Origin of the sequence: Micromonospora sp. NPDC005220 (genome assembly GCF_040607895.1) — a bacterium.
Classification (GTDB): domain Bacteria; phylum Actinomycetota; class Actinomycetes; order Mycobacteriales; family Micromonosporaceae; genus Micromonospora.
In genome coordinates this window covers 1-26884 of the sequence record NZ_JBEXHP010000060.1, presented here as the reverse complement: position 1 = coordinate 26884, position 26884 = coordinate 1, and the positions used below count along the sequence as shown (strand labels likewise).

At 70.8% G+C, this 26884-nt stretch carries 23 protein-coding genes; 14 read left to right on the top strand and 9 right to left on the bottom strand.

Annotation, left to right across the window (positions count from 1 at the left end; genetic code table 11):
• Window positions 1-75 precede the first annotated feature (75 nt).
• From ABZU52_RS21130 to polA, 6 genes are all read left to right on the top strand, one after another.
• Window positions 76-1227: a branched-chain amino acid ABC transporter substrate-binding protein gene (locus ABZU52_RS21130; protein WP_354972706.1), complete on the top strand. Its 1152-nt coding sequence runs from the start codon at window positions 76-78 to the stop codon at window positions 1225-1227.
• Window positions 1228-1297: 70 nt separating this feature from the next.
• Complete coding sequence (locus tag ABZU52_RS21125; RefSeq protein ID WP_354972705.1) at window positions 1298-2281, top strand: branched-chain amino acid ABC transporter permease; 984 nt, start codon at window positions 1298-1300, stop codon at window positions 2279-2281.
• The gene (locus ABZU52_RS21120) at window positions 2278-3435 is read left to right on the top strand and encodes a branched-chain amino acid ABC transporter permease (protein WP_354972704.1); all 1158 of its coding nucleotides are present in this window, start codon (window positions 2278-2280) and stop codon (window positions 3433-3435) included. Before ABZU52_RS21125 ends, ABZU52_RS21120 begins: the two co-directional genes overlap by 4 nt.
• Entirely contained in the window at window positions 3428-4369 is a 942-nt protein-coding gene (locus tag ABZU52_RS21115) for an ABC transporter ATP-binding protein (protein WP_354972703.1), read from the top strand. The genes ABZU52_RS21120 and ABZU52_RS21115 overlap by 8 nt, the downstream gene beginning before the upstream one ends.
• Window positions 4356-5069, top strand: coding sequence for an ABC transporter ATP-binding protein (locus tag ABZU52_RS21110; protein ID WP_210911796.1), 714 nt, complete (start codon window positions 4356-4358; stop codon window positions 5067-5069). Before ABZU52_RS21115 ends, ABZU52_RS21110 begins: the two co-directional genes overlap by 14 nt.
• 123 nt (window positions 5070-5192) lie before the next feature.
• Window positions 5193-7892 carry a DNA polymerase I gene (gene polA / locus ABZU52_RS21105; RefSeq protein WP_354972702.1) on the top strand — a complete coding sequence of 900 codons (2700 nt, stop codon included), beginning with the start codon at window positions 5193-5195 and terminating at the stop codon, window positions 7890-7892.
• Window positions 7893-8255: 363 nt separating this feature from the next.
• Here polA and ABZU52_RS21100 read toward each other — a convergent pair whose 3' ends face one another.
• From ABZU52_RS21100 to ABZU52_RS21090, 3 genes are all read right to left on the bottom strand, one after another.
• Window positions 8256-8603: a DUF3140 domain-containing protein gene (locus ABZU52_RS21100; RefSeq protein ID WP_354972701.1), complete on the bottom strand. Its 348-nt coding sequence runs from the start codon at window positions 8601-8603 to the stop codon at window positions 8256-8258.
• A gap of 36 nt (window positions 8604-8639) precedes the next feature.
• Window positions 8640-9191, bottom strand: coding sequence for a Uma2 family endonuclease (locus tag ABZU52_RS21095; RefSeq protein ID WP_354972700.1), 552 nt, complete (start codon window positions 9189-9191; stop codon window positions 8640-8642).
• Window positions 9192-9299: 108 nt separating this feature from the next.
• A complete protein-coding gene (locus ABZU52_RS21090) occupies window positions 9300-10106 on the bottom strand; it encodes a class I SAM-dependent methyltransferase (protein ID WP_354972699.1) in 807 nt (268 codons plus the stop codon).
• Between the two features lie 481 nt (window positions 10107-10587).
• Here ABZU52_RS21090 and rpsA point away from each other — a divergent pair, with 481 nt between their 5' ends.
• Both rpsA and coaE read left to right on the top strand, forming a co-directional pair.
• Entirely contained in the window at window positions 10588-12099 is a 1512-nt protein-coding gene (gene rpsA / locus ABZU52_RS21085; RefSeq protein WP_354972698.1) for a 30S ribosomal protein S1, read from the top strand.
• Between the two features lie 213 nt (window positions 12100-12312).
• On the top strand, window positions 12313-13494 hold the full coding sequence (gene coaE, locus ABZU52_RS21080) for a dephospho-CoA kinase (protein ID WP_354972697.1): 1182 nt from the start codon (window positions 12313-12315) through the stop codon (window positions 13492-13494).
• An 8-nt stretch (window positions 13495-13502) separates the two neighbouring features.
• Here coaE and ABZU52_RS21075 read toward each other — a convergent pair whose 3' ends face one another.
• Window positions 13503-15167 carry a hypothetical protein gene (locus ABZU52_RS21075; protein ID WP_354972696.1) on the bottom strand — a complete coding sequence of 555 codons (1665 nt, stop codon included), beginning with the start codon at window positions 15165-15167 and terminating at the stop codon, window positions 13503-13505.
• Window positions 15168-15466: 299 nt separating this feature from the next.
• Between ABZU52_RS21075 and uvrB the strand changes: the two genes are divergently transcribed.
• From uvrB to ABZU52_RS21055, 4 genes are all read left to right on the top strand, one after another.
• Complete coding sequence (uvrB, locus tag ABZU52_RS21070; RefSeq protein WP_354972695.1) at window positions 15467-17575, top strand: excinuclease ABC subunit UvrB; 2109 nt, start codon at window positions 15467-15469, stop codon at window positions 17573-17575.
• A gap of 82 nt (window positions 17576-17657) precedes the next feature.
• A complete protein-coding gene (locus tag ABZU52_RS21065) occupies window positions 17658-18467 on the top strand; it encodes a helix-turn-helix domain-containing protein (RefSeq protein ID WP_354972694.1) in 810 nt (269 codons plus the stop codon).
• 91 nt (window positions 18468-18558) lie between these two features.
• On the top strand, window positions 18559-18927 hold the full coding sequence (locus ABZU52_RS21060) for a VOC family protein (protein WP_354972693.1): 369 nt from the start codon (window positions 18559-18561) through the stop codon (window positions 18925-18927).
• Window positions 18928-19187: 260 nt separating this feature from the next.
• Window positions 19188-20045, top strand: coding sequence for a helix-turn-helix transcriptional regulator (locus ABZU52_RS21055; protein ID WP_354972692.1), 858 nt, complete (start codon window positions 19188-19190; stop codon window positions 20043-20045).
• Window positions 20046-20157: 112 nt separating this feature from the next.
• On the opposite strand, the gene ABZU52_RS21050 is transcribed toward ABZU52_RS21055, so the two are convergent.
• Window positions 20158-20451 (bottom strand): antibiotic biosynthesis monooxygenase family protein, encoded by a 294-nt coding sequence (locus ABZU52_RS21050; protein WP_354972691.1) that lies wholly within the window; start codon window positions 20449-20451, stop codon window positions 20158-20160.
• A 692-nt stretch (window positions 20452-21143) separates the two neighbouring features.
• Between ABZU52_RS21050 and ABZU52_RS21045 the strand changes: the two genes are divergently transcribed.
• On the top strand, window positions 21144-22142 hold the full coding sequence (locus ABZU52_RS21045) for a TerC family protein (RefSeq protein ID WP_354972690.1): 999 nt from the start codon (window positions 21144-21146) through the stop codon (window positions 22140-22142).
• An 87-nt stretch (window positions 22143-22229) separates the two neighbouring features.
• Here the strand turns inward: ABZU52_RS21045 and ABZU52_RS21040 are convergent, their stop codons facing one another.
• Window positions 22230-23153: an NlpC/P60 family protein gene (locus ABZU52_RS21040; protein WP_354972689.1), complete on the bottom strand. Its 924-nt coding sequence runs from the start codon at window positions 23151-23153 to the stop codon at window positions 22230-22232.
• Between the two features lie 60 nt (window positions 23154-23213).
• Window positions 23214-24311 carry a dipeptide epimerase gene (locus ABZU52_RS21035; protein ID WP_354972688.1) on the bottom strand — a complete coding sequence of 366 codons (1098 nt, stop codon included), beginning with the start codon at window positions 24309-24311 and terminating at the stop codon, window positions 23214-23216.
• 44 nt (window positions 24312-24355) lie between these two features.
• Between ABZU52_RS21035 and ABZU52_RS21030 the strand changes: the two genes are divergently transcribed.
• Window positions 24356-25153 carry a tyrosine-protein phosphatase gene (locus ABZU52_RS21030; protein WP_354972687.1) on the top strand — a complete coding sequence of 266 codons (798 nt, stop codon included), beginning with the start codon at window positions 24356-24358 and terminating at the stop codon, window positions 25151-25153.
• On the opposite strand, the gene ABZU52_RS21025 is transcribed toward ABZU52_RS21030, so the two are convergent.
• Both ABZU52_RS21025 and ABZU52_RS21020 read right to left on the bottom strand, forming a co-directional pair.
• On the bottom strand, window positions 25122-25823 hold the full coding sequence (locus tag ABZU52_RS21025; protein ID WP_354972686.1) for a lysoplasmalogenase: 702 nt from the start codon (window positions 25821-25823) through the stop codon (window positions 25122-25124). The two genes, ABZU52_RS21030 and ABZU52_RS21025, sit on opposite strands and share 32 nt — an antisense overlap.
• Before the next feature lie 119 nt (window positions 25824-25942).
• Entirely contained in the window at window positions 25943-26791 is an 849-nt protein-coding gene (locus ABZU52_RS21020; protein ID WP_354972685.1) for a serine hydrolase, read from the bottom strand.
• Between the last annotated feature and the right edge of the window lie 93 nt (window positions 26792-26884).

Sequence of the window (26884 nt, the reverse complement as noted above, 5' to 3'; positions counted from 1 at the left end):
GTGGAATTGCGGGTTTGCTGCTGTCGCCGTCGCTTCGGGTCAGCCGCGTCCGCATCTCGAGGAGGTCAGGAAGCCGTGAGGCGAAGCTATGTACGGGCGCTGGGCACCGTTGCGCTCGCCGCGACCCTGGTGGTCGCGGCTGGTTGCCAGGATTCCGGTGGCGGCGACGATAAGACCGCGTCCGGTGACTGCGGTGGCAAGATCGCGATCTTCGGCGCGTTCACCGGTGACAACGCGGGTCTGGTGATCCCGTCGCTCAACGGTGCGAATCTCGCCCTGGAGCAGTTCAACGCGGCGAACCCGAACTGCAAGGTCACCATGCAGCAGTTCGACACCCAGGGTGACCCCGCTGTGGCGACCCCGTTCGCGAACCAGATCGCGGGGGACAACTCGTTCCTCGGTGTCATCGGTGGTCACTTCTCCGGTGAGTCGGACGCGACGATGCCGATCTACCAGGCCGCTGGCCTGGCGATGATCAGCCCGTCGGCGACCCGGACGGACCTGACCCAGAAGGGCAACACGTCCTTCTACCGCGTGGTCGGCAACGACGGCACGCAGGCCGGCGCGGTGGCGAGCTACCTGAAGACGCAGAACGCGCAGAAGGTCTTCCTGGTCGATGACGCCAGCGCGTACGGCGCGGGCATCACCGAGGAGCTCGGCAAGCAGCTCGGCCCGCTGATCGTGAACAAGGACAAGATCCAGGAGCGGCAGGCGCAGTTCGACGCCACCATCTCGAAGATCAAGTCGGCGCAGGCGGACTTCGTCTTCTACGGCGGCTACACCCGTGAGGCCGCTCCGCTGGTGAAGCAGATGCGCGCCGCCGGTGTCCAGGCCAAGTTCGTCGGCCCGGACGGTCTCTACGACCCGGCGTTCCCGAAGGGTGCCTCTGGTGGCGCCGAGGGCGCGATCATCACCTGCCCGTGCCTCCCGGCCGACAAGGCCGGCGGCACCTTCTCGGCCGACTACCAGAAGAAGTTCGGCATCCCGCCGGGCTCCTACGGTGCCGAGGGCTTCGACGGCGCGACTGTCTTCCTGGACGCCTTCAAGGCCGGCAAGAAGACCCGGGCCGACATCCTGGCGTTCGTGAAGTCGTACGACAAGCAGGGTGTGTCGAAGTACATCAAGTTCGACTCCAAGGGCGACGTCGACCCGTCGAAGGTCGTCATCTGGGCCTACCAGATCAAGGGCGAGGCCATCGAGCCGCTGCAGGAGCTCAAGCTCAGCTGACGCACGCCCACGAAATGGAGTGCGGCCGGGGTGCTTCACCCCGGCCGCACTCGATTCAAGGAGACCCCCGGTGCATTTCGATGAACTGATCGGCCATCTCGGCCAGCACACGGTCGACGGCCTTTCCAAGGGCGCCATCTACGCCCTGATCGCCCTTGGCTACACCCTCGTCTACGGCGTCCTTCGTCTGATCAACTTCGCGCATTCCGAGGTCTTCATGGTCGGCACCTTCGCGGTGCTGATCCTCTGGAACCAGCTCGGAGTGCAAAATAACCCACCGGTCGGCCAGGCCATCCTGTTCCTGGTGCTCGGCCTGGTCGTCGCGGCGGCCGCCTCCGGCGGTACGGCTCTGGCGCTTGAGCGGATCGCGTACCGGCCGCTGCGGCGCAAGAACGCGCCGCCGCTGATCTTCCTGATCACCGCGATCGGCCTGTCGCTGGTCTTCGTGGAGCTCTTCGGGCAGGTGCTGCCGAAGCTGCTCGGTGGCGTGCTGCCGGATGTGTTCGGCCGGCCCCGGCAGATCGTCGGTATGCCGACCATCATCCAGCAGGAGACCCTGTTCACCATCGGCAACACCGCGATCACGAACATCCAACTGATCGTCTTCATCGCGGCCGTGGTGATGATGGCGTTGCTGGACTGGTTCATCAACCGCACCCGGTACGGCCGGGGCGTGCGGGCGGTGGCCCAGAACCCCGAGACCGCCGCGCTGATGGGGGTCAACCAGGAACGCGTGATCATGCTGATCTTCGTGCTCGGTGGCATCATGGCCGGCGCCGCCGCGCTGCTGTGGAGCATGCGGTTCGGCTTCACCCAGAACAGCATCGGCTTCGTGCTGGGCCTGAAGGCGTTCACCGCCGCGGTTCTGGGCGGTATCGGCAACCTGCGCGGCGCGCTGCTGGGTGGCCTCTTCCTCGGCATCGTCGAGGTCTACGGCGCCACGCTCTTCGCGTCCAACTGGGAGGACGTCATCGCCTTCGTGGTGCTGATCGTGGTGCTGATGTTCCGGCCCACCGGCCTGTTGGGTGAGTCGCTCGGGAGGGCCCGCGCATGATCGACAAGATTCGCTCCGCAGACCGCCGTCGGGTCAGCATGCTGACCTCCGTCGGCGACCGCTGGCGGGCGCTGGCGAAGTGGCAGCAGGCCCTCGGCCTGGCCGCCTTCGTGGCGATCCTCTACTACCTGCCGCTGCTCGGCGTTCCGGGTCTGACCTGGTTGCGTACCGACTCGATCGTGGGCGGCAACAACTGGGCGGGCGTGCTCTTCGTCTGCGCCATCTACGTGCTGGTCGCCATCGGCCTGAACGTGGTGGTCGGCCTCGCCGGCCTGCTCGACCTGGGCTACATCGGCTTCTTCGCCATCGGTGCGTACAGCGTGGCGCTGTTCGGTTCGGTGAACTCGCCGGTGGTCAAGTGGATCCAGCAGGAATTCAACCTGCCGCCGACCTGGGCGGTGACCTGGGCGATCTGCCTGTTCATCGCGATCGTGCTGACGATGATCTCCGGGGTGCTGCTGGGCTGGCCGACGCTGCGACTGCGCGGTGACTACCTGGCCATCGTGACGCTCGGCTTCGGCGAGATCATCCGAATCGTGGCCCGCAACGCCACCGGGCTGACCAACGGCCCGGTCGGCATCTCGGCCATCCCCGGCCCGGAGGGCGCGCCGTCGGCGGACAACAAGGTCTTCGGTCTGATCGACGCGAAGCCCTGGTACTGGTTGGCGATCACCTTCGTACTGATCATGGTGTTCCTGGTTCGTCGGCTGGAGCACAGCCGGGTCGGCCGGGCGTGGTTGGCCGTCCGGGAGGACGAGGACGCCGCCGCGGTGATGGGTGTGTATCCGTTCAAGTTCAAGCTCTGGGCGTTCGCCATCGGTGCGGCGCTCGGCGGCCTGTCCGGCTTCCTGTTCGGCAGCCGGAACGCGTTCATCGACCCGACCCAGTTCAACGCGAACCTGTCCATCCTGTTCGTGGCCATGGTGGTGGTCGGTGGCTCCGGCAACATGATCGGGGTCTCGCTCGGCGCGGTGCTGCTGGCGTACCTGCCTGAGCGGTTCCGCGACTTCGCCGACTACCGGTGGTTGGTCTTCGGTCTGGCCATGGTGTTGGTGATGATCCTGCGTCCGCAGGGCCTGGTCCCGAGCCGGCGGCGTGCCCGCGAGTTGAAGGACCGCGCGGCAGAGGCAGAGGAGGCGCCCGCTCATGTCTGAGCAGACCACCAGCACCAGTACGCCGAAGATCCCGACTCAGGCGGGGCCGCGATCGGTACTGCTCGAAGTCGACGACGTGACGCTCCGCTTCGGCGGGGTGGTCGCCCTCGACAAGATCAACTTCCAGATCTACGAGGGCGAGATCCTCGGCCTCATCGGGCCGAACGGTGCCGGCAAGACCACCAGCTTCAACGTGATGACCGGGGTCTACAAGCCGACCTCCGGGGCGGTCCGGTTCCGCGGCCAGCGGGTGACCGGCCGTAAGCCGCACCAGATCAGCCAACTGGGCATCTCCCGGACGTTCCAGAACATCCGGCTCTTCCCGGAGATGACGGCGCTCGAGAACGTGATGGTCGGGACCGACTCCCGGCACAAGACGAGCGTGCCCGGGGCGCTGTTCCGGCTGTACCGGGTGCGGCCTAAGCCGGAGGAGCTGCCGCAGGTCACCGCCGAGTCCGGGATCGTCCGGACCTGGCAGCAGGTGCGCCTGTCGGCCGCCAAGATCTTCGGCCTGTCCCGGCACATCCTGGAGGAGCGGGCGGCCGAGAATAAGGCGCTCGAGCTGCTCCGCTTCGTCGGAATCGCCGACCGGGCCAACGACGAGGCGCGCAACCTGCCGTACGGCTACCAGCGTCGGTTGGAGATCGCCCGCGCGTTGGCCACCGAGCCGAAGCTGATCTGCCTGGACGAGCCGGCCGCCGGCTTCAACCCGGCGGAGAAGGAGGAGCTCCTCACCCTGATCCGCAAGATCCGTGACATGGGCCTGACCGTCCTGCTCATCGAGCACGACATGCGGCTGGTCATGGGGGTCACCGACCGGATCGTGGTGCTGGAGTTCGGCCGTAAGATCGCCGAGGGTGCGCCCGCGGAGGTCAGCCGCGATCCGAAGGTGATCGCCGCGTACCTGGGGGAGCCCGCCGATGACGCTGCTTGAGCTGGAGAACGTCGCCGTCGCGTACGGCCGGATCGAGGCGCTGCACGGGATCAGCCTCACCGTGAACGAGGGTGAGGTGGTGGCCCTGATCGGCGCGAACGGCGCCGGTAAGACCACCACCATGCGGGCCATCTCCGGGACCCGGTCGCTGGCCAGCGGGAAGATCACCTTCAACGGCGAGGACATCAGCAAGCTCCGGGCCGACCTGCGGGTGGTCCGGGGGCTGTGCCAGTCGCCGGAGGGTCGGCAGATCTTCCCGGGTATGACGGTGATGGAGAACCTGGACATGGGGGCGTACACCCGGCGGGACTCCGCCGGTATCGCCGCCGACCTGGACCGGGTGCTGACCCTCTTCCCGCGGTTGGCCGAGCGGCGCAAGCAGGCCGGTGGCACCCTCTCCGGCGGCGAGCAGCAGATGCTCGCGGTCGGTCGGGCGCTGATGAGCCGGCCGAAGTTGCTGCTGCTCGACGAGCCGTCGATGGGTCTCGCCCCGCTGGTGATCCGGCAGATCTTCGACATCATCACCGAGATCAACCAGCAGGGCACCACGATCCTGCTGGTCGAGCAGAACGCCCAGCAGGCGCTGTCGCGGGCCCACCGCGGTTACGTGCTGGAGACCGGTCAGATCGTGAAGGAGGGGTCCGGTCAGGACCTGCTGCACGATCCGTCGGTCAAGGAGGCGTACCTCGGCGTGGCCTGAGCCACGGCGATCCCGGCGGCCGGTCGTCCCCTCCACGGGGGTGGCCGGCCGTCGCCGTGTTTTCCCGGTCCGCGCGGGTGCCGCCACCCGGGGATGTCGGTGCGACGGACTAGAGTCGCTGCCGTGACAGCTACGACACCGCGCCTGCTTCTCGTCGACGGACATTCCATGGCATACCGGGCTTTCTTCGCCCTGCCTGTGGAAAACTTCTCCACCACGACGGGGCAGCCCACCAACGCGGTGTACGGCTTCACCTCAATGCTGATCAACGTGCTGCGCGACGAGCAGCCCACCCACATCGTGGTGGCCTTCGACGTCTCCCGCCGGTCCTTCCGCACCGACAAGTACGCGGAGTACAAGGCCGGCCGCAGCGAGACCCCGACCGACTTCAAGGGCCAGGTCAGCCTGGTCAAGGAGGTCCTGGCCGCGCTGCAGATCCCGGTGGTCGAGAAAGAGGGCTTCGAGGCCGACGACGTGATCGCCACGCTCGCCAGCCAGGCTCGCGACCAGGGCATGTCGGTGCTGATCAGCAGCGGTGACCGCGACGCGTTCCAGCTGGTCGACGACCAGATCACCGTCCTCTACCCGCGCAAGGGCGTCTCCGACCTGGCCCGGATGGACCCGGCGGCGATCGAGGCGAAGTACGGTGTCCCGCCCCAGCAGTACCGGGACCTCGCCGCGCTGGTCGGCGAGACCAGCGACAACCTGCCCGGCATCCCCGGCGTCGGCCCGAAGACCGCCGCCAAGTGGATCACCACGTACGGCGGGGTGGAGGGTGTGATCGCCCGCGCCGACGAGATCAAGGGCAAGGCCGGCGACAGCCTGCGGGAGCGGCTCGCCGACGTGATCCGCAACTACGAGATCAACTGCCTCGTCTCCGACCTGGAGCTGCCGCTCCGCCCCGAGGACACCCGCTGGACGGGTTGGGACCGGGAGGCGGTGCACCAGGTCTTCGACACCCTGGAGTTCCGCATCCTGCGCGACCGCCTCTACCAGTACCTGGAGGCGGTCGAGCCGGAGGCCGAGTCCGGCTTCGACCTTGTCGGCGAGGTGCTCACCGAGCCCGGCGCGCTGGCCGGGTGGTTGACCACGCACGCGCCGACCGGCACCCCGGTCGGGATGGCGGTCAAACTCGACACCGGTCCCAACCGCCGGCACACCGCCTCGATCACCGGCCTGGCGCTGGCCACCGCCGGCGGCGCGGCGGCCTGGGTCGACCCGGCGGGGCTCGACCCGACCGACGAGGGCGCCCTGGCCAGCTGGTTGGCCGACGCGCAGCGTCCCAAGGTGCTGCACGACAGCAAGCCCGCCGTGCTGGCCTGCGCCGCGCACGGCTGGCAGCTCGCCGGCATCGTCCGGGACACTCAGATCGCCGCGTACCTGGCCCGCCCCGACCAGCGGTCCTACGACCTGACCGACCTGGCGCTGCGCTACCTGCACCGGGAGCTGCGGGTGGACGTGCCGGAGTCCGGCCAGCTCACCCTCGACGGCCTCGGCGACGAAGGGGTGGCCGGGCAGAACCTGATGCTCCAGGCCCGGGCCACTCTCGACCTGGCCGACGCGATCGACGCCGAGCTGTCCCGCGACGGCGAGCAGTCCGCCCGGCTGATGGCCGGCGTGGAGCTGCCGCTGATGCGGGTGCTCGCCGGCATGGAGACCATCGGCATCGCCGCCGACACCGACTATCTGTCCGAGTTGGAGGCGCACTTCGCCGCCGAGGTGAAGGCCGCCGCACAGGGCGCGTACGAGGCGGTGGGTCGGGAGTTCAACCTCGGCTCGCCCAAGCAGTTGCAGGAGATCCTCTTCACCGAGCTGGGCCTGCCGAAGACCAAGAAGATCAAGACGGGCTACACCACCGACGCCGACGCCCTGCAGTGGCTGTACGCGCAGCAACCGCACCCGGTGCTGGCCCACCTGCTGCGCCACCGCGACGTCGCCAAGCTCAAGTCGACTGTCGACGGGCTGCTCAAGTCGGTCTCCGACGACGGCCGCATCCACACCACCTTCAACCAGACAGTGGCGGCCACCGGTCGGCTCTCCTCCACCGAGCCCAACCTGCAGAACATCCCGATCCGCACCGAGGAGGGCCGGCGGATCCGTCGGGCCTTCGTGGTGGGGGAGGGCTACGAGTGTCTGCTCACCGCCGACTACAGCCAGATCGAGATGCGCATCATGGCGCACCTCAGCTCGGACGACGCGCTGATCGACGCGTTCAACTCCGGCGCCGACTTCCACGCGGCCACCGCCTCGTCGGTCTTCGGGGTTCCGCTCGACGAGGTCACCCCGGACCAGCGGCGCAAGATCAAGGCCATGAACTACGGCCTGGCGTACGGGCTCAGCGCCTTCGGCCTGTCCCAGCAGCTCAGCATCAGCACCGAAGAGGCGCGCGGGCTGATGGAGAACTACTTCGCCGGCTTCGGCGGGGTGCGCGACTACCTTCAGCAGGTGGTCGCCAAGGCCCGCCAGGACGGCTACACCTCGACCATCCTGGGCCGCCGCCGCTACCTGCCCGACCTGGTCAGCGACAACCGGCAGCGCCGCGACATCGCCGAGCGGATGGCGCTCAACGCCCCCATCCAGGGATCGGCCGCCGACATCATCAAGGTGGCGATGCTGCACGTCGACACCGCGCTCGCCGACGCCGGGCTGCGCTCCCGGATGCTGCTGCAGGTGCACGACGAGCTGGTCTTCGAGGTCGCTCCGGGCGAGCGAGAGGCGTTGGAGGCGCTGGTCCGGCGGGAGATGGGCGGGGCGTACCCGCTGTCGGTGCCGCTGGAGGTATCCGTCGGTTTGGGCCGGGACTGGAACAGCGCGGATCACTGATCCTTGTTCGTTGCTCTTTGTTGGTTGCGGTGTGGGGGTTCCAGGGCAGCCCGACCCACTCCGGGCGGTCAGGCTTGATCCCTGCGTGGGTCGGGCTGCCCCGGAACCCCTGACCGGGTCGCCCTGGTAACGGCTGTGGGCGCAGGGCGCCGGCCAGATCTAGCGGAGCCCTGCGCCGCCCGATCCGGCACCGCCCCGGCGTGTACCTCCCCGGTGTGCGCCGGCGGTCGGGCACCGCCTCGGCGCGCCGGATCATGATCTGCGCAACTTCGGGGAAAGTGCTGGGTCGTGGCGTTCTGAGGCAGCAACTTCACCGAGGTTGTGCGGATCATGGGGCGGGAGCCGCGTGCGCGGGCCGGGTTCTCACTTCAGGGGGTCGTGGCCCCAGTTCATCAGGGACCAGCGCCACTTGGTGTCGCGGACGTTGCCGGAGGGGCGCTGCGCCATGTGCCGGCGTACGTAGCCGACCACCTTGCGCATGTGCTTGTAGTCGCCCTCGGACAGGTCACCGCGTTTGCGACGGAGCAGGTTGATGATCTTCCGGCCGGATTCGTGCCCGACGGACTCGCCACCACCCGTACGACCGCCCTTGTGCCAGCCGACCTGTTTCGACTCGTCGGTCTCCAGCCACGTGGACAGCTCACCGGGGTTCATGTTCACCGCTTCGGTGAACTCCCGGTAGGTGTCCCGGCCATCGTCACTTCTGCTCATGGTCCTCGGCTACCCGACCCGGTCGGGGAGAAACGACTACGGGGTGATCTCAGCGACCGGCAGCTTGATGTCGAACGGCTCGGTCAACTCGATCACGTCGGCGCCGTCGGCGACCAGCTCGTACTGCCGTTCGCCGCCCGGCCCTACCTGATCGCCGATCCGGTACGCGTAGACGTGCACCGGGTCCTGTTCGATTCGCCAGTAGAAGGGGATCCCGGCAGCGGCGTACTCCCCGGGCTTCGCGAACCGGTCGATCCGTCGCGTGCCCGGCGAAACGATCTCCACGGCGAGTACGACATCCGCCGGCCGCAAAGTGGACCGGTTGGACGGGATCTCGGCGCGGCAGAGCAGCACGTCCGGCTGACGGCTGGTGTTGCGGCTGAGCGCGACTCCGACTGCCTGGGCGGCACGGAGGTTCGCCGGGGCGTGCGAGCGCAGCCACAGCCACAGCAAGCTGCAGATGTCTTGATGGCCCAGGGTGGGGGAGGGTGTCACCTGGATAACTCCGTCGACGAGTTCGACGCGGGGGGCGTCGTCCGGCAGGGTGAGCAGGTCCTCCAGCGTGTAGTCGGCACGCTGCTGCCGCATCGGATCCGGACACCAGGGGCCAGGTGATGTCGGGATGGGCTCGGCGCTCATGGGGCTGAGCCTACCGGCGATCGATGGGATGCAGGTCGGACTGTGGGTGCGACGCGCTCACCCGGCGGGCTTCTCGGTGACGAAGATGGCGGTGCCGGGGAAGAGCCGTCCGCGCAGCGGACTCCACTGCCCCCAGATCCCCTCGTGTCCCTCCGGCCACTCCGGTTCCACCAGGTCCAGCAGCCGGAACCCGGCCCCGACCAGCTCGCGGATCCGGTCGCCGAGGGTGCGGTGCTGCTCGACGTAGGTGGCCACGCCGCTGTCGTCCTGCTCGACGTACGGGGAGCGGTCGAAGTACGAGTGCACGGCGGTCAGCCCGCCCTCGCCGGGGTCGTCCAGGAAGATCCACCGCATCGGATGGGTCACCGAGAACACCCACCGGCCACCCGGCCGCAGCACCCGGTGCACCTCGGCGAGCAGCGCCGCGGAGTCGTCCACGAAAGGGATCGCGCCGAACGCGGTGCAGGCGATGTCGAACGACCGGTCGGCGAACGGCAGGGCGAGCGCGTCGGCCTGGACCAGCGGTACGCGTACCCCGGTGCGCTCGTTGGCCTCGGCGGCGTGCCGCAACATGCCGGCGGACAGATCGAAGGCAACCGGCCGGGCGCCCTGGGTGGCGAGCCAGCGGGCGGCGGCCGCGGCGCCGGCGCCCACCTCCAGCACCCGTCGCCCCGACACGTCGCCGAGCAGCCGGGCGTCGGCCTCGCGCAGGCCCTCCGGGCACCACACGAAGTCCACGTCGCCGAGGAACGCGCCGTGTTCGGCCTGGTAGTCGTCGGCGTCGGTGTCCCACCAGCCGCGGTTGGCGCGCCGGGCCTCGGCGTCACCCACCCGGCGCCGGGTAACCCGGCTGTCGTCATCCACGCGCCCACGCTAGGCCCACCCACCCCATGGGTACGCCGGCGCGTCCAAGATCTGCACGACCAACCTTGATCGACTCGTCTTCGGTGACATCGCGGTGTCCGGGCCGGTGGGACGCCCCGATGTCCAGGAAACCGAGTCGATCAAGCGCGGCGGCGGTGGCGCGGCCGACGAGGCGGGTGGGTCTGCTGTGACGCGGGAGACAGCAGAGGTGTTTTCCGGGCGATTGTTCGGCTTTCGCAGGTCATCACACGGAGAGAAGCCGGGAGGGCTTGCACGCTGTGGTAATGCGCACGGTAGGCTAGACGATGCGCTCGCGGATCGCGTTGCCTCGGCAGGGAGCAGGTGCGCGGTCGACCGGAGCCACATCATGATCTCACTAGGCGATCGTTCGGTGTGCCCGGCGACGGATCCGCTGGCGCGAACAGGTCACTGCGACACACCAGCCTGCTGTGACAACCCACCGACCGGAGCAACCGCCCACATGACGAGCAGCATCGAGGCCCCCTCGAGCGCCACCCGGGTCACCCACGACGATCTCGGTTCCGAGGAGGCATTCCTCGCCGCGATCGACGAGACCATCAAGTACTTCAACGACGGCGACATTGTCGAAGGCACCGTCGTCAAGGTCGATCGGGACGAGGTCCTGCTCGACATCGGCTACAAGACCGAGGGTGTCATCCCCTCTCGGGAGTTGTCGATCAAGCACGACGTGGACCCCGCCGAAGTTGTGACGGTTGGCGACCACATCGAGGCCCTGGTCCTCCAGAAGGAGGACAAGGAGGGTCGTCTGATCCTCTCCAAGAAGCGGGCGCAGTACGAGCGGGCCTGGGGCACGATCGAGAAGATCAAGGACGAGGACGGCGTCGTCCGCGGTTCGGTCATCGAGGTGGTCAAGGGCGGCCTCATCCTCGACATCGGGCTGCGCGGCTTCCTGCCCGCGTCCCTGGTCGAGATGCGTCGTGTGCGCGACCTGCAGCCGTACGTCGGGCGGGAGCTCGAGGCCAAGATCATCGAGCTGGACAAGAACCGCAACAACGTGGTCCTGTCCCGCCGGGCCTGGCTGGAGCAGACGCAGTCCGAGGTGCGCACCGAGTTCCTCAACAAGCTGCAGAAGGGCCAGGTCCGCAAGGGCGTAGTGTCCTCGATCGTCAACTTCGGCGCCTTCGTGGACCTGGGCGGCGTCGACGGTCTGGTGCACGTCTCCGAGCTGTCCTGGAAGCACATCGACCACCCGTCCGAGGTTGTCGAGGTGGGCCAGGAGGTCGAGGTCGAGGTCCTGGACGTCGACCTGGACCGCGAGCGGGTCTCGCTGTCGCTGAAGGCGACCCAGGAGGACCCGTGGCGGCAGTTCGCCCGCACCCACGCGATCCAGCAGATCGTGCCGGGTAAGGTCACCAAGCTGGTTCCGTTCGGTGCGTTCGTCCGCGTCGACGACGGCATCGAGGGCCTGGTCCACATCTCCGAGCTGGCCGAGCGCCACGTGGAGATCCCGGAGCAGGTCGTCCAGGTCGGCTCCGAGGTCATGGTCAAGGTCATCGACATCGACCTGGAGCGCCGCCGGATCTCGCTGTCGCTCAAGCAGGCCAACGAGGGCTTCGTCGAGGGCGAGGAGCACTTCGACCCGACCCTCTACGGCATGGCCGCGACGTACGACACCGAGGGCAACTACATCTACCCCGAGGGCTTCGACCCGGAGACGGGTGAGTGGCTCGAGGGGTACGACAAGCAGCGCGAGACCTGGGAGAACCAGTACGCCGAGGCCCGTCAGCGCTGGGAGGCCCACACCAAGCAGGTGCAGACCTCTCGGGCCGCCGACGCCGAGGCTGCCGCCAACCCGACTCCGGCCGTCCCGGCCGCTGGCGGCGGCGGTGGCGGTGGCACCACCTCCTCGTCCAGCCCGGCCCCGAGCCGGCAGGCCGAGGAGCCGGCCGGCACGCTGGCCACCGACGAGGCGCTCGCCGCACTGCGGGAGAAGCTCGCCGGCGGTAAGTGACCCGCTGAACGACGACAGGCCCCGTCCCCGCGATCTCCGGATCGCCGGGGGCGGGGCCTTCGCCGTACCCGGGCGAGCTGCGCCGGGCGCAGACCGACCCGGGCGCGGGGCGCGGGGCGCGGGCGTCGTGGGCGGGCCGGGCCGGGAGCGAGCACCGGCGCCGGGGCGTCGCATGGTTTGGCGACGGGCTTGTGGATCCGGTTGACTGTTCGGGTGCTGAGGGTGGGGTTGACCGGCGGGATCGGGTCGGGCAAGAGTGCGGTGGCCGCGCGGCTCGTTGAGCGGGGCGCGGTGCTCATTGACGCCGACCGGGTGGCCCGGGAGGTGGTGGCGCCGGGTACGGACGGGCTGGCCGAGATCGTCGCCGCCTTCTCCGAGGCGGTGCTGGACGCCGACGGCGCACTGGACCGTGCCGCACTGGGCGCGGTGGTGTTCGCCGACGAGGCCGCCCGTCGTCGGCTGGAGGCGATCACCCACCCCCGGGTGCGGGCCCGTACCGCGGAGCTGGCCGCCGCGGCGGCGCCGGACGCGATCGTCGTCAACGACGTACCGCTGCTGGTCGAGGTGGGCCTCGCGCCGACGTACCACCTGGTGGTCGTGGTGCAGACGGCCGTGCCGACCCGACTGGAGCGGCTGGCGCGCGACCGGGGGATGGATCGTGCGGAGGCCGAGCGGAGGATCGCCGCCCAGGCCGACGACGCCCGCCGCCGGGCGGCGGCCGACGTGGTGCTGAGCAACGACGGGAGTCTGACGGCCCTGCACGACGCCGTCGACGCGCTCTGGAATCGGCGGCTGGTGCCCTACGAGGACAACGTGCGCCAGCGGCGGGTGGTCCCGCCAGACCGGGCCGACCTGGCCGGGGCGGACGTGAGTTGGCCGGAGCAGTACGCGCGGCTGGCCGCCCGGATCCGACACGCGCTCGGCTCGGACGCCCTGCGGATCGACCACATCGGTTCGACGGCGGTGCCCGGCCTGGCCGCTCAGAACGTCATCGACGTGCAGGTGACGGTCTCCAGCCTCGCCGACGCCGACGGGTCGCTGGCCGATCGGCTGGCGGGCGCCGGTTTCCCCCGGGTGCCGGGGCAGTGGTGGGATGACCCGCGCCCGGCCGGCAGAGGTCGGTGGGAGAAGCGGCTGCACGGCAGTGCGGACCCGGCCCGCCCGGTTCGTCTGCACGTGCGGCTGGCGGATTCGCCAGGTTGGCGGTATGCGCTGCTGATGCGCGACCACCTGCGTGCCGACCCGGATCAGCGGGCGGCGTACCTGCTGCTCAAGCGGGACCTGGTCGACGCGGCGCCGGAGGCCGGCGATTCCGGTACGGCCCGGAACCCGTGGTTCGACGAGGAGTACCTGCGGGCCGAGCAGTGGGCCGCGCAGACCGACTGGCGGCCCTGAGACACCGGTCAGCGGGCATTGGACCGAGGGGCCGACGGTCGAGGGGCGACGGATCGGGGGTTGGCAGCCAGTCGGGGCACGGCGGCGGGGTACAGATCCAGGTGTGCCCACGCGCCGGCGTCGGTTTGCAACTCCAGCCGGCGGAGCGACCCGTCCCGGTCGATCCAGTAGCGCAGCCGCGCGTCCGCCGGACCCGACTCGATGACGTCCACGGTCCGTCCGGCGGCGATGTCCTCGCGGACCCGCGAGGTCGCGCCCCGGGGGCCGACCGACCCGGCGAGTACTGCGGCGTCGACCAGCAGGCTCAGGTCGTCCCCGCCCGGTCGGGTGTTCCGCCAGCCCCCGGTCGGGGGCGGCAGCGGCGGCCGGTTCGGGGCCTCCGGGCTGCCGCCGCCGACGGCCACCGCCGGCAGGTCCGCCCGGGCCAGGCCGGCGGCGTCGCGTCGCAGCAGGGTCCGGCGATCCGGTACGCCCAGGTCGGCGACAGCGAGGTACGCGGTACGCGCGGTCCAGCTCAACCAGCCGGCGCCCCGCAGGTTCGTGTCCGTACCCATCGGCGCGGTCAGCGTCACCGTGGCACCACCCTGGGCGCGGAGCCGGGCCGGTAGCCGGTCGAGCCGACGCTGCTCGGCGTCGGTCAGCGCCCGGGGCAGGCCGGACCGGCCGCCGAGCGCGTCCACCGGTCGTAGGGTCGGCCGGTCCGCCCGGTTGAAGATCATCGTGACCGGGCCGGCACCGGGCAGCCGGGTCACCAGCTTGTGCAGCCGGGCGTCCTGGTCGAGCCAGTACCGGGTCTCTCCGTCCGGAGCGGGCGTCGCGGCGCTGGGGGCGCCGGTCGCCAGGCTGGTGGCGGCCGGCGCGCCGGTGGGCAGTGGTGCCTGGATGACGTCCAGTGGGCCGGCGGGCAGGGTCTCCCGGGCGATCCAACGCGCCGCGCTGGACGGTGCCGTCCGGGTCGTGGTGTCCGGGCGGTCGGCGGCGAGATCGAGGAGCAGGTCGAGCACCGGTGCCAGGTGCGCCCCGGGCGCCAGCCGGTGCAGCCGCCATCGGTCTGCCGGGGGCACCAGGGGTGGTGCGGCCGGAGTGGGCACCGCCACCGGATCGGGCCGGATCATCAGCACCGGCCCGCCGCGCTGCAACAGCCCGCGTTCGGCGCCCGCGCCCGGCCCGCCGACGTCGAGGTAGAGCAGCGACCGGGACCAGTCCACCCAGCCCACCAGTTCGATCCGGGTGGCGCCGGTGCCGGCCGTGACGCGTACGCCGGCGCGCAGGTCCCGCAGGTTGGTGACCCGCAGCGCGGCCATCCGCTCGCCCTCCGTCACGGTCAGCGGTCGGGCCGGCTCGGGCGGGTCGGGCGCCCAGCTCAACAGCCCGAGCACCAACGCCGTCGCGGAGGTCACCGCCGTCAGCCCGAGCAACAGCAGCACCGTACGACGACGACGGCCGGCCGAGGCGGGGCCGGTGGTGTCGGCGCGGCGGGTGGTCTCGCGGTTCTCCGCGAGGCTCTGCGCGGCGGCGGCCCGGCGGGCGGCGGTGCTCCTGCGGCCGGCGGTGGCTCGGCGTGCGCCGCCGGTGGTCCGGCTGGCCGCCGAGGCGCTGGCGGGGCTCGTGTCGTCCGGCCGGGGCACGGCGGTGCGGGCGGTGTCGGGTGCCGGGGTCGGAGAGGTGTCCACGGAGATGAAACGGGCGGGGAGGCACCGTGGTGACGAGCAGGGGCGCTCGCGGCGGCCGGTCTGCGCCTCGAGCGCGACCACCCGGGTGCGCACGCCGGACGAGCCGGGTGCTGCGACCGCAGTGCCGGGGGTGACCTGCCGTGATGACGGCCTGGCCACCGGCCCGGTCGGCCGCCGCGAGCGGCCTACATGAAGAGGGTAGTCCCGGTGACATGGGCCACACAATGGGAATATTGAAGCCGATCACGTACCTGGCGTGACGGCCGTTCCTGTCGGACCTCCGGCGTACCGTTGATGGCATGGCGCTCGACATTCCCCGGCTCGACAACCGCTTCCAGGTCGTCAGTGACTTCCAGCCGGCCGGCGACCAACCGGCGGCCATCGACGATCTTGAGCGCCGTGTTCGGCGCGGCGACCGCAACACCGTGCTGCTCGGCGCGACCGGCACCGGCAAGAGCGCCACCACGGCGTGGCTGATCGAGCGGCTGCAACGCCCCACCCTGGTGCTCGCCCCGAACAAGACGCTCTGCGCGCAGCTGGCCAAGGAGTTCAGCGAGCTGCTGCCGCACAACGCGGTCGAATACTTCGTGTCGTACTACGACTACTACCAGCCCGAGGCATACATTCCGCAGACCGACACCTACATCGAGAAGGACTCCTCGATCAACGAGGAGGTCGAGCGGCTGCGGCACTCGGCGACGATGTCGCTGCTGACCCGCCGCGACGTGATCGTGGTGGCGACCGTCTCGGCGATCTACGGTCTGGGCACCCCCGAGGAATACCTCAACCGGGCCGTGAAGGTGCAGGTCGGCCAGGATCTCGACCGCGACCAGTTGCTGCGCCGGCTGGTCGACATCCAGTACACCCGCAACGACATGGCCTTCCAGCGGGGCACCTTCCGGGTCCGCGGCGACACGCTGGAGATCATCCCGGCGTACGAGGAGCTGGCGGTCCGCATCGAGATGTTCGGCGACGAGGTGGAGAAGCTCTACTACCTCAACCCGTTGACCGGAGACGTGGTCCGCGAGGTCGACCAGCTGGTGATCTTCCCGGCCACGCACTACGCGGCCGGTCCGGAGCGGATGGAGCGGGCGATCCGCGACATCGAGGTGGAGTTGGCCGAGCGCCTCGCCGAGCTGGAGCGCCAGGGCAAGCTGCTGGAGGCGCAGCGGCTGCGGATGCGCACCACCTACGACATCGAGATGATGCGGCAGGTCGGCTTCTGCTCCGGCATCGAGAACTACTCGATGCACATGGACGGGCGGCTGCCCGGCAGCCCGCCGCACGCCCTGCTCGACTACTTCCCCGACGACTTCCTCACCGTTGTCGACGAGTCGCACGTGACCATCCCGCAGATCGGCGGCATGTACGAGGGCGACGCGTCGCGCAAGCGGATGCTCATCGACCACGGCTTCCGGCTGCCCAGCGCGGCCGACAACCGGCCGCTGCGCTTCGACGAGTTCCTGGAGCGGGTCGGGCAGATGGTCTTCCTCTCCGCGACCCCCGGCACCTGGGAGATGGAGCAGGCCCAGGGCGAGTTCGTCGAGCAGGTGATCCGACCCACCGGCCTGGTCGACCCGGAGGTCGTGATCAAGCCGACCAAGGGTCAGATCGACGACCTGATGCACGAGATCAAGCTGCGGACCGACCGGGACGAGCGGGTGCTGGTCACCACGCTGACCAAGAAGATGGCCGAGGACCTGTCCGACTACCTGCTGGAGAACGGCATCCGGGTGCGCTACCTGCACTCGGAGGTCGACACGTTGCGTCGGGTGGAGCTGCTGCGCGAGCTGCGTAAGGGCGACTACGACGTGCTCGTCGGCATCAACCTGCTCCGCGAGGGTCTGGACCTGCCCGAGGTGTCGCTGGTGGCGATTCTCGACGCCGACAAGGAGGGCTTCCTGCGCAGCGGCCGGTCGCTGATCCAGACCATCGGGCGGGCCGCCCGTAACGTCTCCGGTCAGGTGCACATGTACGCCGACAAGATCACCCCGTCGATGGCGGCGGCGATCGACGAGACCGATCGGCGTCGGGCCAAGCAGATCGCGCACAACGAGGCGCACGGCATCAGCCCGGAGCCGCTGCGTAAGAAGATCCACGACATCCTGGACGACATCTACCGCGAGGCGGAGGACACCGAGAACTCCCGGGTCGGCGGCGCGGTGCGTCAGCTCTCCCGGGGCAAGGCGCCGGTCAAGGAGACCCGCAGCCGGAGCAGCCGGTCCGCCACCACCACCTCCCGGGAGGGGATGGCCCGTGCCGACCTCGCCCAGCTCATTCAGGAGCTCAACGACCAGATGTTGGCCGCCGCCCGGGAGTTGCAGTTCGAGCTGGCGGCCCGGATCCGCGACGAGGTCTCCGACCTGAAGAAGGAGCTGCGCGGCATGGACGCCGCCGGCGTGAAGTGATGGCCACCCGGTCGGCCACGCCCAGCGCTCCGCTCGGGCCCGGTCGACCGGGGCACGCGAAGGGCGGGCACGGTTGACGGCGGTGGCGCAGATCGGCGAGATGGTTCTCGGGCTGCCCGACGCCAGCCTGCGTCCGTTCGTCGACCGGTACGTGGGCTATCGGGAACCGGCGGACGCGCCACTGGTCCGCCGGGAGTCGGCGGGCGTCTTCGTGGTGCTGATCCTGGGCTGGGGCGCTCCGCTGGACGTGACCGACCCGCGCAGCGCGGAGCGTGGCGTCACAGCTGTCGACTCGTTCGTGGCCGGCACCTTCGACAGTTGGTGCACCACCCGCACGGTGGGCGTGGGGGAGGGCATGGAGTTGCTGCTCGCCCCGCTGACCGCCCGCCGGCTCCTCGGTCTGCCGTTGAACGAGCTGACCAATCGGGCCGTCGGCGTCGGGCAGCTTCCGGGCCGTTGGCTGGATCGGCTGCGCGGCCGGCTCGCCGAGGCCCCCGGCTGGCCGGAGCGGTTCGCCCTGCTCGACAGGGTGCTCGCCAACCGGCTGGCGGCGTCCCCGCCGGTGGACCCACGGCTCGACTGGGCGTGGCGGTGGCTTGCCACCAGCGGTGGGCGGGGGAGCGTCGGAGTGCTCGCCGACGAGCTGGGCTGGAGCCGGCGGCACCTCGCGTCCAGGTTCCGGCAGGAGATCGGGCTGCCGCCCAAGATGGCCGCACGGCTGCTGCGTTTCCAGCAGGCTCACGCCGTGTCGACCCGGGTCGGCGCGGCCGGGCGGGCCGTCGACTGGGCCGCGGTGGCGGCGGGCTGCGGCTACTACGACCAGTCCCACCTGATCCGGGACTTCCACCAGTTCGCGGGGGCGACGCCGGCCGCGCTGCTCGCCGCCCGGTGACGATGGCCGGCTGACCCGCGGTCGCGGCGCCGACCCGCTGAGGTCACATTCGTCCAATCCGGATCCGCGCCGCCGCGCACAGAATGGGGTCATGCGAACCGTCTATCCGATCTTCCGTTATCCCGATCCCCGCGCCGCGATCGACTGGCTCGGCTCCGCCTTCGGTTTCCGGGTGCATGCCGTGCATGAGGCGCCGGACGGCACTGTCGCGCACGCCGAGCTGGTCCTCGACACCGGCATGATCATGCTGGGTGGTCGGGCCGACGCCGGGCCCCGTCCGGCCGACGACGCCTGGTCGGTCTACGTGGCCGTTCCGGACGTCGACGCGCACTGCGCCCAGGCCCGCGCGGCCGGGGCCGAGATCACCCGCGAGCCGTTCGACACCGACTACGGCTCCCGCGACTACGCCGCCCGCGACCTGGCCGGCAACGTCTGGTCCTTCGGCACCTACCGGCCCTGAATCCCGCCGCGCCGGCCTGGAGCTCACGGCCAGGCCGGCCCGAACTCACGGCCAGGCGGCCCGAACTCACGGTCCGCCGGCAGCGGCGGCGACCCCGCCCGACCGGGCGGCACGGTAATCAACCGCTTCTGACCTGCGCCCACGGGATGTGCGGGGCGGCCCGGCTGGGCGGCGGCGCCGAGTGCCCTGATTGCGGTGCGCGAGCGAACTATTGCACTGGGTGATCGTCCTGCGTAGTCTCCCTCGGTGGGGAGGCCGGGATGCCGCTGCCAACAAGTCCTGTTATTCGACGTGCACGTCTCGGCGCAGAGCTGCGCCAGCTTCGCCGGCGCGAGTCGCTGACCCTGGAGCAGGTCTGCGACCGGTTGGGCTGGGCCTCGACGTCGAAGCTGTCCCGCATCGAGCTGGGCCAGAGTCGGCCGGACCTCGCCGACGTGCTCGATCTGCTGGATGTCTACAAGGTGCCCACGCCCGCGCGGGAGGCGTTGATCGTCATCGCCCGGGATGCGGCGACCAGCCGAGGCTGGTGGAAGACGCTGGGCGAGATGAGTGAACGCCAGCGCACCTACGCCGAGTTGGAGGCGGGCGCCGCCGACATCGTCGAGTACCAGCCGTCGGTGGTGCCGGGGCTGCTCCAGACGCCGGCGTACGCCCGGGTGCTGGTGGCGGCCGGCGCCCAGCTCACGCCGGAGGTCGATGTGGAGGCCGAGGTGCGCGCCCGGGCACTGCGGCAGGAGGTGCTGCGGCGGGCCTATCCGCCGCGCTACACGGCGGTGCTCGCCGAGGCCGTCTGCGACCAGGGTGACCTGCCGGTGGCGGTCTGGCGTGAACAGTTACGGCATCTGGTCGCCGTCACCGGCCTGCCCCACGTCACGGTGCGGTTGCTGCCACGCGGGGCGGCCGGTGGCGGGTTGCATCCGCTCACGCCGTATTCCTGCTATGCCTTTCCCGACCCGGCGGACCCGCGCACGGTGATGCTGGAGGCGTTGACCACCGACATCCGGTTGGCCACCGTGCTCGACGTCGACCGTTACCAGCGGATGACCGAGGCGCTGCTGGCCGCGGCGCTGTCACCCGAGGAGACGGTCACCGTGCTGGCTCGCCGCGTCGGCGAGTAACCGCCGACGGTGACACGCCGCGCGGCCACCGGGCCCGGCGCCCCCGAGCCCGTCGGGACCGGCGGCCGGCGCGTGCGCCCGGCACGATAACCCTGGGGTACGACAACGTGGCTCAGGCCGGTACGTCGAGGAAGTGTTCGACCACTGGCGGCCCGGCGAAGTGGGGCCCGATCAGCGCCCGCCACTTCTCGAACCGTTCGGTGGCCCGGAAGTTGTCCTCGTGCGCCTCGACCGAGTCCCACTCGACGAGCAGCACGAAGCGGGTCGGTGACTCGATTCCTCGGGTCATCCGCACGGACCGGCAGCCGGTCGCCCCGGCGAGCACCGGGTGACCCTCGGCGTACGCGGCGGCGAAGGCGTCCTCGTGTCCGGGCAGTACATCGATCAGCGCGACCTCAAGCACCATGTCGGACAGCCTCCCACGCCGGTCGGGGCCGACGGTGTCGCGGGGTCTGTTCCGGCGCCGGCGAGCCCCTAATCCAAGAGACCTGACCGCCGATGCCCGTCGATCGGAGACGTGAGTTGACCTCCGGCTGCGACAGGGACCAGATGGCTCCCGTGCGGCACGACCTCGGGCCGCCTCACCCGCCATCGCTGGCAATCTTGGACACTTTCCGTTAGCAGCTAACGGAAACTGTCCAAGATCTACCCTGTCAACCGCCTCAGACAGCGTCGCCGGCACGGTCTTCGACCATCAGACGCACCAACACCTCCGCTCACCGAACCCCTGGAATAGATCATCGAGGATGTCTTCACCCGATGGCCGCACCCGACCTGCACTAGCCTCCTAGGAAGCACTACGCGGTGTGACGGGTCGGGCGGGTGGCCGGCGCCACTGGGTGGCCGGGGTGTGATCACGGGCCGTGGTGGGCAACAATGGTCACCGAGGAGGGGAGTATTCCCCCGCAACGGAGTCGTCAGCACGGTCGATCGCCGGAACCACGGCGTCCCGACCCGGCCCCGTAGGTCGCCGCCCCTTCCCGGGGGCGACGGCGGAAGAGACCTCCGACAGTCACCAGAGTGAGCGACAGTGGCACACCGGCCCGCACGGGGGCGTACGGTGTGCCCGACGCCGCGTGTCTGCCGGAGGAATGAACGTTGGACGTGTCCGGATTGGTGTGGGCGGGGACGCTTGTCGCACTGACTGCGATCCTGCTCGTCGACCTGTTGATCATCGGTCGGCGCCCGCACGAGCCGAGTGCCCGGGAGTCGAGCCTCTGGGTCGCCTTCTACGTCGGTCTTGCCCTGCTCTTCGGTGCTGGCGTCTGGCTGACCTCCGGGGGCAGCGCGGCTGGGCAGTTCTACACCGGCTGGCTGACCGAGTACAGCCTCTCGGTGGACAACCTCTTCGTCTTCGTGATCATCATGGCCCGCTTCGGGGTGCCTCGGCAGTACCAGCAGAAGGTGCTGCTCGTCGGCATCGTGCTGGCGCTGGTGATGCGCGGCGGGTTCATCGCCGCGGGCGCGGCGCTGATCACGCAGTTCTCCTGGGTCTTCTATATCTTCGGCGCGTTTCTGATCTACACGGCGGTGAACCTGGCCCGGCAGGGTGAGCCCGACGAGGGCGAGTTCTCCGAGAACGTGCTGATCCGGTGGAGCCGTAAGGCGCTGCCGATTTCGAAGGACTACGACGGCGCGAAGCTGACCACCCACTCGGCCGGCAAGCGGCTGTTCACCCCGATGCTGATCGTGATGATCGCGATCGGCACCACCGACCTGATCTTCGCCCTGGACTCGATCCCGGCGATCTTCGGCATCACCCAGGAGCCGTACCTGGTCTTCACCGCGAACGTCTTCGCGCTGATGGGCCTTCGTCAGCTCTACTTCCTGCTCGGTGGCCTGCTGGACCGACTGATCTACCTGAGCTACGGCCTGGCCGTCGTGCTCGGCTTCATCGGGGTCAAGCTGGTGCTGGAGGCGCTGGCCGACAACAACCTGCCGTTCATCAACGGCGGCGAGCACGTCGGCTGGGCACCGCACATCCCGATCTGGTTGTCGCTGCTGGTCATCATCGGCACGCTGGGCATCGCCACCGCCGCCAGCCTGATCAAGTCCTCCCGGGACCGGCGTCGCGAGTTGGCCGACGCCCGACGCTGACCGGTCACCGGCCGGGTGCCGACCCGCGCCCGCCCGGTGAAGGGCGTGTTTCGGACGTGCTGGCGGACCGACACTTCCGAAACACGCCTAGACCCGGTGCGCGCCCACCAGCGTCGCGGTCCGGTCGGCCGGCAGTGGCTCCTCGATCACCCGCCGTCGCCGGTAGCAGGCGTGCAGCATGCGGCGCTGGCCGCCGTCGCCCGGCGTGGCGGTGACGATGCCGATGTGGTGGATCTTGCGGCCGGGTCGGGCGAAGAAGTAGAGATCGCCGGGGCGTTCCGCGCCCAACGGCACCGGGGTGGTGGCCACGGCCTGGTCGTCGGCGTCGCGGGGCAGCAGCACCCCGAACCGCCGCCAGGCCAGATGCACCAGCCCCGAGCAGTCGATGCCGTGCGCGGAGAGACCGCCCCAGATGTAGACCACGTCCAGCAGTCGCTGTGCCACAGCGAGCGCCTGCTCGGCGGTCGGCGAGGCGGCCGACGCCGGGACCAGGTGGCCGTCGGGCAGCCAGAGCGGCGTGGCTCGGCCGGGGACGTGCACCGGCCGCCAGTCGTCGTGCGCGGGGCCGGCCGGGACGAGGCGGGTGCCGACGACGACGCCGGGCAGCTCCACCGGCCCGTCCGGGGCGGCGTGCAGGCCGGTGACCGTGGCGTCCACCACCAGCGGATGGTCGGTGCTGGTGTGGGCCGGGTCGGGAACGGCCAACTGCTCGGCGGGGAGCCAGCCCGGGTAGCCGCGCGGGTCCAGCTTGGCGGCCGGCTGTTCGACGGCGACGACCCGGGCCCAGCCGTTGGGGTGTAGCTCGCTGACCAGGACCCGTTCGCCGAGCAGGAGTTGGCTCAGCACGCAGTCGCCGACCTGCTGGTCGGTGTCCAGTCCGGAGACCCAGGTGGGGATGTCGGCGCCGGCGGTCAGCGCCGGGCGGTCGACCGGGCGGACCGCGTCGGGAGAGGTCCACAGCGTCGCCACGGCGACCCGGACGACGGCCTCGCGGCCCGGTTGCAGCTCCACGTCAACCCCCAGATCGTGTCGGCTGTCCAGGGGAAACCCTATGAAAGAAAACGACGGTCATCAACCACGTGCCTGAACTTTTGCTTCAGTGATGCCGGAGATGCCCAGGCCAGGGGCGTTCGGCAGCACCACGTTCGCCCCTTCGTAGCGGATGCCGCCCTGCACCGGTGACCAGGCCAGCCACCAGGCCGCGTCCAGGTCGGAGACCGCCGTGGTGCCGTACGCGGCGACCAGGCTCGCCGCCGCCCCGATACCGACCTGGCTCTCCATCATCGAGCCGACCACCGTGCCGAGCCCGTGCGCGGTGGCCAGGTCGAGGAGGGTACGGGCCGGGTGCAGCCCACCGCACTTGGCCAGCTTGACGTTGACCAGGTCGGCCGCCCGGCGGCGGATCACCTCCACCAGGTCACGGACCCCGAAGACCGACTCGTCGGCAAGGATCGGCACGGACACCCTGTCGCTGACCCAGGCCAGCCCGTCCAGGTCCCAACGGGTCACCGGCTGCTCGACCAGCTCCACGTCGAGGCCCGCGTCCTCGATGCCGCGGATCACCCGGACCGCCTCCCGGGGCGTCCAGCCCTGGTTGGCGTCCAGCCGGATGCGGGTGCCGGGGCCGACGGCCGCCCGTACCGCCCGCACCCGGTCCAGGTCGCTGGCCGCGTCGGTGCCGACCTTCAACTTGAGCACGCCGAAGCCGTCGGCCTGCCGCTGCCGTGCCGCGGCCGCCAGGTCCACCGCGTCGCCCGCCGCCAACGTGACGTCCGTCGGGACCCGCAGCGTGGTGCCCCCGAGCAACCGCACCAGGGGTACGCCCAGCCGCCGGGCGGCCAGGTCGTGCAGGGCGACGTCCACCGCCGCCTTGGCGGCCTCGTTGCCGACCGCCGCGCGCTGCACCTCGGCGCACCGGGCCACCAGGTCGTCCGGGTCGCGGCCGACCAACTGTGGACCGAGCACCTCGTGGACGCACGCCTGTGCGCCGGCGACCGACGCGCCGGTGACCTGCCAGACCTGGGGCGCCTCGCCGAAGCCGGACCGGCCGTCGCTGTCGACGAGTTCGACGACCAGGGTGTCCACCGTGGTGGTACGGCGCAACGCGGTGACGAACGGGGTGTGTAAGGGGGCGGAAACCCGGTGGGTGCGTACCGCCGAGATCGTCATGTGGGGCACCCTATACGGAGTTTCACCTTCGGAGGGGAGGCCGGATGACCGGGCAGGGCTGGGAGCTGGTGGGTGCACCGAACGCGCGTGACCTGGGCGGGCTCGTCGGCGCGGACGGGCGGCGGGTCCGGGTCGGGCAGTTGATCCGTACCCCGGCGCTGGGCCGGCTGACCGACGAGGACCTTCCGGTGCTGGCCAAGCTGGGGCCGGCGTGCGTGCTGGACCTGCGCGACCCCACCGAGATCGCGGTCGCCCCGGAGGACCGGTTCGCCGGTGAGCCACGGGTGGTGCGCCTGCCGGTGCACGACCCGGAGCACCCGGTCTTCACGTACGTCTCGGCGGTGCTGCTCGGTCACGACCTGGACGCGTACGCGGAGCTGGCCCGGCAGGGCACGGCGGGGGCGATGGCGGCGATCTACCGCTGGTTCGTCACGGGTGAGTCGGCGCGGGCCGGGTTCGCCGAGGCGGTGCGGCTGGCGGCCCGGCCGGAGAACCTGCCGCTGCTCTACCACTGCTCCGCCGGCAAGGACCGCACCGGTTGGCTGACCGTCATCCTGTTGACGGCGCTCGGGGTGGACGAGGCGGCGATCCGCGCCGACTACCTGCGCAACAACGAGCTGACCGACAGTCTGCGGGCGGTGATCGTCGAGGCGATGCGACGGCGGAACCCCGAGCTGGACGTCGACGCGGTGCTGCCGGTGCTGGAGGTCCGCGCCGAGTACCTGGACGCCGGTTACGCCGAGGTGCGTCGGGTGCACGGCTCGTTCGACGCGTACCTGCGCGACGGGTTGGCGCTCACCGACGCCGACCTCACGGCGCTGCGGGGGCAGCTGCTGGAGTGACCGGTGCGCTCGGCGGTGTGCTGGCGCGGGCGGCGCGGCCGGTGACGATCAGCGCCTGACCGGCGGCGTAGGTCGCCATCACCAGCACCGGTGCGCCGGGTGGTTGGGCCACCTCGGCCACCCCGGCGGCGATCAGCAGGTCGGAGCCGAGGAACAGCGCGGCACCGAGACCGACCCGCCAACCCTGGGTGGTGGCGGTGCTGGCCATGGCGGCCAGCGCGAGCGCATAGCCGGCCACCGGCACGGCCAGCCCGGCGTCGGTGAGCCCCGCCCACATCCAGGTCAGCGCGACGACGGTCAGCAGCGCGTACCCCAACGGGACGGCGACCAGCGGCGGCCGGCGCAGCGCGGTCGCGGCGCCGTGTCGGGTGAAGGCCGCGAGGTAGCAGAGGTGCGTGCCGAGGAAGCAGGCCATGCCGGCGAGGAACCAACCGGTGCCGTCGAGCATGAGGGCGACGTCGCCGCCGGTGGCGAACGCCAGCCCGGCGAGCAGCAGCCGGTCCGGTCGGGCTCCGCGTTCGGCGCTGGACAGCCAGAGGTACCCGGCCAGCAGCGGCATCAGCAGCGGTTTGGTGAGCAGGAGGGCCAGGCCGCCGCCGGCGGCGTTGGCCAGCAGGTTCGCCGCCGTCACGACGAGGAAGGCGATCAGCACGGTGCGACTGCGGGGCATCGGCGGCTCCGGGGTGGGGGTGCGAGCAGCCTAGCCGTCGCCAGCGGGTGTCGGTCGCCGCGGCGGTCGCGGCGGTGCGGTGCGGTGGTCGCGGCGGTGCGGTCGCCGCGGCGGTGCGGTCAGAGTTGGTGGCGGGCGGCCCAGACCTGCGCGGAGATGTGCGCGATCAGCAGGCAGGCGTCGTCGTCGACCTGGTCGCCGTTGGCCAGGTCGGTGGTGGTGCAGACGGCGATCAGGTACGGCGGGGCGTCGTCGGGCAGCACCACGCCGACGCTGTGGCGCACGCCGTGTACCCAGCCGTTCTTGAGCGCGATGCGGGTGCGCTTTGGCAGGCCGGCGGCCAGGTCATCGCGGTGCTCCTGGGCGAGCAGCACGTCCAGCATGGTGGTGCAGGCGGCCGGCGAGGCGAGGTGGCCGGGGGTGGTGGACCCGGTGGCCAGGGCGCCGAGCAGGGCGGCCAGGTCGGCGGCGGTGACGGTGTTGGTGATGCCGGCCTCGCGGGCGGCGAAGTCCTCGATGCCGCGGCCGGTGATGCTGTTGCGGGCACCGGCGAGCGCCCAGACCTCGGCCACGGCGGGCAGCCCGACGTGGCCGAGAACGAGGTTGGTGGCGAGGTTGCTGGAGCGCACGATCATCCGGTCGGCCAGCCAGCGCAGCGACGCGGTGCCGCCGAGGCGGTCCCAGACCGCGTCGTCGTTGTCGTAGGGCTGCGCGCAGGCGAAGCGGGGCGCGCCGGGCTGGGCGGAGTCGAAGTCGTTGACGACCGGGACCGGGGCGTCCAGGTCCAGGGTGCCGGCCTCGGCGGCGCGGTGCAGCGCGGCGAGCACCGCCACTTTCATGGTGCTCGCCGCGTAGTGGGTGGCGTCCGGGTGACGGGTCCAGGTCGGTGGCGCGTCGAGCCGCCCCACGTACGCGGAGACGGTGCCGGGCACCCGGTCCAGGTGGGCGTCGAGATCATCCCAGGTCATGCCGGTGACCGTAGCGGATCACGGTGGGCGGGCTCGCGTACCCGTGGCGGGAAAGCGGACGGGGGGGGGGGGGGGGGGCGGCGCGGGGCGCCC